Source organism: Streptomyces prasinopilosus, from assembly GCF_001419695.1.
In the GTDB taxonomy this organism is placed as follows: Bacteria; Actinomycetota; Actinomycetes; order Streptomycetales; family Streptomycetaceae; genus Streptomyces; species Streptomyces prasinopilosus.
On sequence record NZ_LIRG01000618.1, the window covers coordinates 1 to 3,906 of the forward strand.

The 3,906-nt window shown below is 73.0% G+C and carries 4 protein-coding genes; 2 read left to right on the plus strand and 2 right to left on the minus strand.

Annotation, left to right across the window (positions count from 1 at the left end):
- Together AOK18_RS23390 and AOK18_RS23395 are read right to left on the minus strand one after the other, a co-directional pair.
- The coding region (locus tag AOK18_RS23390; RefSeq protein ID WP_107100366.1) for a 2-phospho-L-lactate transferase CofD family protein at window positions 1-730 on the minus strand (730 nt) is incomplete at its 3' end.
- Between the two features lie 139 nt (window positions 731-869).
- Window positions 870-1,379: a cysteine dioxygenase gene (locus tag AOK18_RS23395; RefSeq protein ID WP_055695622.1), complete on the minus strand. Its 510-nt coding sequence runs from the start codon at window positions 1,377-1,379 to the stop codon at window positions 870-872.
- A 757-nt stretch (window positions 1,380-2,136) separates the two neighbouring features.
- On the opposite strand from AOK18_RS23395, the gene AOK18_RS23400 reads away from it, so the two are divergent.
- Window positions 2,137-2,400 (plus strand): WhiB family transcriptional regulator, encoded by a 264-nt coding sequence (locus tag AOK18_RS23400; protein WP_003975777.1) that lies wholly within the window; start codon window positions 2,137-2,139, stop codon window positions 2,398-2,400.
- Window positions 2,401-2,651: 251 nt separating this feature from the next.
- Window positions 2,652-3,906, plus strand: a 1,255-nt coding sequence (locus AOK18_RS23405; protein ID WP_157865149.1) for a glycosyltransferase family 2 protein, incomplete at its 3' end; no start/stop codon positions are given.

Sequence of the window (3,906 nt, forward strand, 5' to 3'; positions counted from 1 at the left end):
GCGTGCTGGAGGCGATCGCCTCCCGGATGCCGGGGACGGCGAGGATCGTGCCGATGGAGACGACCGGGTTGGACGGCGGGAAGAGGATCACGTCGGCGGCGGCGATCGCCTCCAGCACGCCCGGCGCCGGCTTCGCCTGCTCCGCGCCGACCGGCACCACCGCCTCGGCCGGGACCGACGCCCGCAGCCGCACCCAGTACTCCTGGAAGTGGATCACCTTGCGGACACCGGAGCCCGACGGGGCCTTCCCGGCCCCGGACGCCGCCGCGGGCCCCGCCGCCGGGTCGCCGTCGGGCAGGGTGACGGCGACGTGCGTCTCCACCCGGTCGTCGGACATCGGGATCAGCCGGACGCCCGGCTGCCAGCGGTCGCAGAGGGCCTCCGTCACCGCGCTCAGCGGATAGCCGGCGGCGAGCATCTGCGTCCGCACGATGTGCGTGGCGAAGTCCCGGTCGCCGAGCCCGAACCACTCCGGGCCGACGCCGTACGCCGCGAGCTCCTCCTTGAGCCGGAAGCTCTCGTCGGTCCGCCCCCAGCCCCGTTCCTCGTCGATGCCGCCGCCGAGGGTGTACATCACCGTGTCGAGGTCCGGGCAGACCTTCAGCCCGAAGAGGTGGATGTCGTCCCCGGTGTTGCCGATGACCGTGATGTCCGCGTCCGGCGCGGCCCGCTTCAGACCGCGCAGGAAACGGGCACCGCCGATGCCGCCTGCCAGAACCACAATGCGCATGGAAACAGTCTGTCAGCCGCGGGGCGGGCCGCGGCACCGCGTCGGCCGGACGCCCGCGCACGGGATCGCGCACGGGATCGCGCACGGGGCCGGGCGCGGGGCCCGCGGCCGGGCGGGCGTGCGGGGGCGGAGCGGGCGGTCAGGCGGTGAGCGTCCGGGGCTCCGTACGCGCCTCGCAGTGCGGGGCGGCGGGGTGCATCGGCATCTCGGTCAGGCCCGGGTGGTAGACGTGCAGGCTGACCGCCGGCTCCAGGGTGTCGTTGACCACCTCGTGCGCGTAGCCCGGGGCGAACACCCGTTCCGCGCCCGTCGTCAGCGTGCGGACGCCGCGTCCGGTGCGCTCGGTGAGGACGCCGTCCAGGACGGTCAGGACACCGCAGGAGCGGCCGTGGTCGTGCAGTCCACTGCCCTGGCCGGGCACCCAGGACAGCAGCCACACCTCGTAGCCGGGTGCCGCGAGGAGGCGGTGGTACCAGCGGCTGCTCGCGTCGTAGCGCACCAGGGGCTCCCACCGGGGCCGGTCGGCGGCCAGGGAGCGGGCCAGGCCGACGAACTCGGCGACGGTGGCCGGGTGCTCGCGCGGGGGCTGCAGCAGGTGCGGTACTTCGAGGATGTCGCCGGCGATCTGGAGGTCGCTGTCGCTGTTCATGGATGCGGTGGTTCCTCGGCAAAGAAGCGGTCGGAAGCAGGAGGGGGCCGCCGGACGGGGTCCGGTGCGGCGACGGGCCTGCCGGGGACGAGGTGCCGCGGGTGTCCGGATCACGGACGGCGGCGGGAAGCGCCCTGGTGGGAGCGGAGGAAACAGCGGTCGGGCCGAGGGTGGCCCGGAGGGAAGGAGCGCGTCGGGCTCAACAACCGGTACAGCGACAGCTACAGCGAGCGCGGGCAGCACCGAGGGACCCGGCGGAGCGGGTCGGGGCGAATGCCTGGTTCGCGAGCATGCCCACAAGGACAGCGGCTCATGCCTCCGGTGTCAACTCGGCCCACGGATCGCGGGCCCGGTTCACCCCATCCGGTTCACCGTGAGACGAAAGGTTTGCTCACGTGATTTCGGGGACACAAGGCGCACATGGTCGAACGCGCACGTGCCGTTGCGGTCCTGTGATCCGAACGTGATCAAGGTCGCGGCGGCACCGGCGTGTCAACGAGATCGGTCGGCCGGGCGTCTCACTCCGTGAACGGTCTGTACGGGGCGGGCGGTCCGGGCGGCCCGCCCGTGTGTCAGCGTTTATGGCGATTTGAACACTTTCGGCTCGGGCTTGGTTCCGCAGAGTGAATAAGGGGGCCAATAGCAGATCTCGGCTTGACTCGCCCGGATCAGCACACTTGTAATTTCACTCGTGTCGTTCGGCCGGGATCGGTAACGGCAGCATCACGGGGACGCGAAAGACGGACGAGGGGCGCACATGACGGAGCTGGTGCAGCAACTGCTGGTCGACGACGCGGACGAGGAACTCGGCTGGCAGGAGCGCGCGCTGTGCGCCCAGACCGACCCCGAGTCCTTCTTCCCCGAGAAGGGCGGTTCCACCCGGGAGGCCAAGAAGGTCTGCCTCGCCTGCGAGGTCCGCTCCGAGTGCCTCGAGTACGCCCTCGCCAACGACGAGCGCTTCGGCATCTGGGGCGGCCTGTCCGAGCGGGAGCGCCGCCGGCTGAAGAAGGCCGCCGTCTGAAGACCCCCGCCCGGGAGCGGTGCTCCACGCACCCCTCCGCGCGCCCGCCTTGTCCGCGCACACGTCGTGCGTGCCGGATCGGCGCAGGTGACCGGCATGCATCGCTTACGGCCCGTCGCGTGTGGGTTGTCCACAGGCGGCGGGCCGCCTTGTCGCCCAGCCGATAGTGTGGTTGCTCGTCCGAGACGCCACGCCGCCCCCACCGGGCACGGGCGTCCCCCACAGTCCACTGAACCGGGGCCCGTACCTCGATGTCCGTGCACAGTCACCCGGCAGCCCGTCACGACGCCGCTGCCGCACCAGAGTTCCCGCGTCATGTGGTGACCGCGGTCCTCGTCTCCCATGACGGAGCCCGCTGGCTGCCCGACGCGCTCGCCGGGCTCCTCGGCCAGGAACGACCCGTCCAGTTCGCCATGGCGGCCGACACCGGCAGCGCGGACGACTCCGCCCGGCTGGTCACCGAAGCCCTCGGCGACGACCACGTCCTGCACCTCGCCCGGCGCACCGGCTTCGGCCAGGCCGTCGAGGAGTGCCACCGCGCCGCGCCGCACCTCACCCCGGACGACCTGCCCTACCTGAAGCGGCCCAGCGGCTGGGACCCGGTCACGCGCAGCTGGCACGACGACGCGTACGACCTGCCCGACCTCCCGCACGGGGAACCGGTCCAGTGGCTGTGGCTGCTGCACGACGACTGCGCCCCCGAACCCGACGCGCTGGCCCGGCTGCTGGGCGTCGTGGAGAACGAGCACGAACTCGGCCGTGACGACGTCGCCGTCGTCGGCCCCAAGCTCCGCGGCTGGTACGACCGCCGGCAACTGCTGGAGGTCGGCGTCTCCATCGCCAACTCCGGCCGCCGCTGGACCGGTCTGGACCGCCGCGAACAGGACCAGGGCCAGCACGACCAGGTCCGGTCCGTCCTGTCGGTGTCCACCGCCGGCATGCTGATCCGCCGTGACGTCTTCGACGAACTCGGCGGGTTCGACCGGCACCTGCCCCTGATGCGGGACGACGTCGACCTGTGCTGGCGCGCCCACGCGGCGGGCCACCGGGTGCTCGTCGCCCCCGACGCGGTCGTGCGGCACGCCGAGGCCGCCTCCCGCGAGCGCCGCGCCGTCGACTGCGTGGGCCGCACCGCCGCCTCCCCGCACAAGGTGGACAAGGCGGGCGCCGTCCACACCCTGCTCGTCAACACCCGCACCGCGGCACTGCCCTGGGTCCTGCTGCGGCTCGTCCTCGGGACCGTGCTGCGGACCTTCGCCTATCTCGTCGGCAAGGTCCCCGGGCAGGCCGTCGACGAGATACGGGGCCTCGTGGGCACCCTGCTGCGGCCCGAACGCATCCTCGCCGGACGCCGCCGCCGGGGCACCCCGCGCATCGACAAGGGCGAACTGCGGGCCCTGTTCCCGCCCCCCGGCGCGACCGTCCGCGTCACCGTCGAACAGGTCGCGGGCGACCTCGTCGGCCGCTCCGACCCCGAGGCCACCACCGGCGCCGGACGGCACGGCG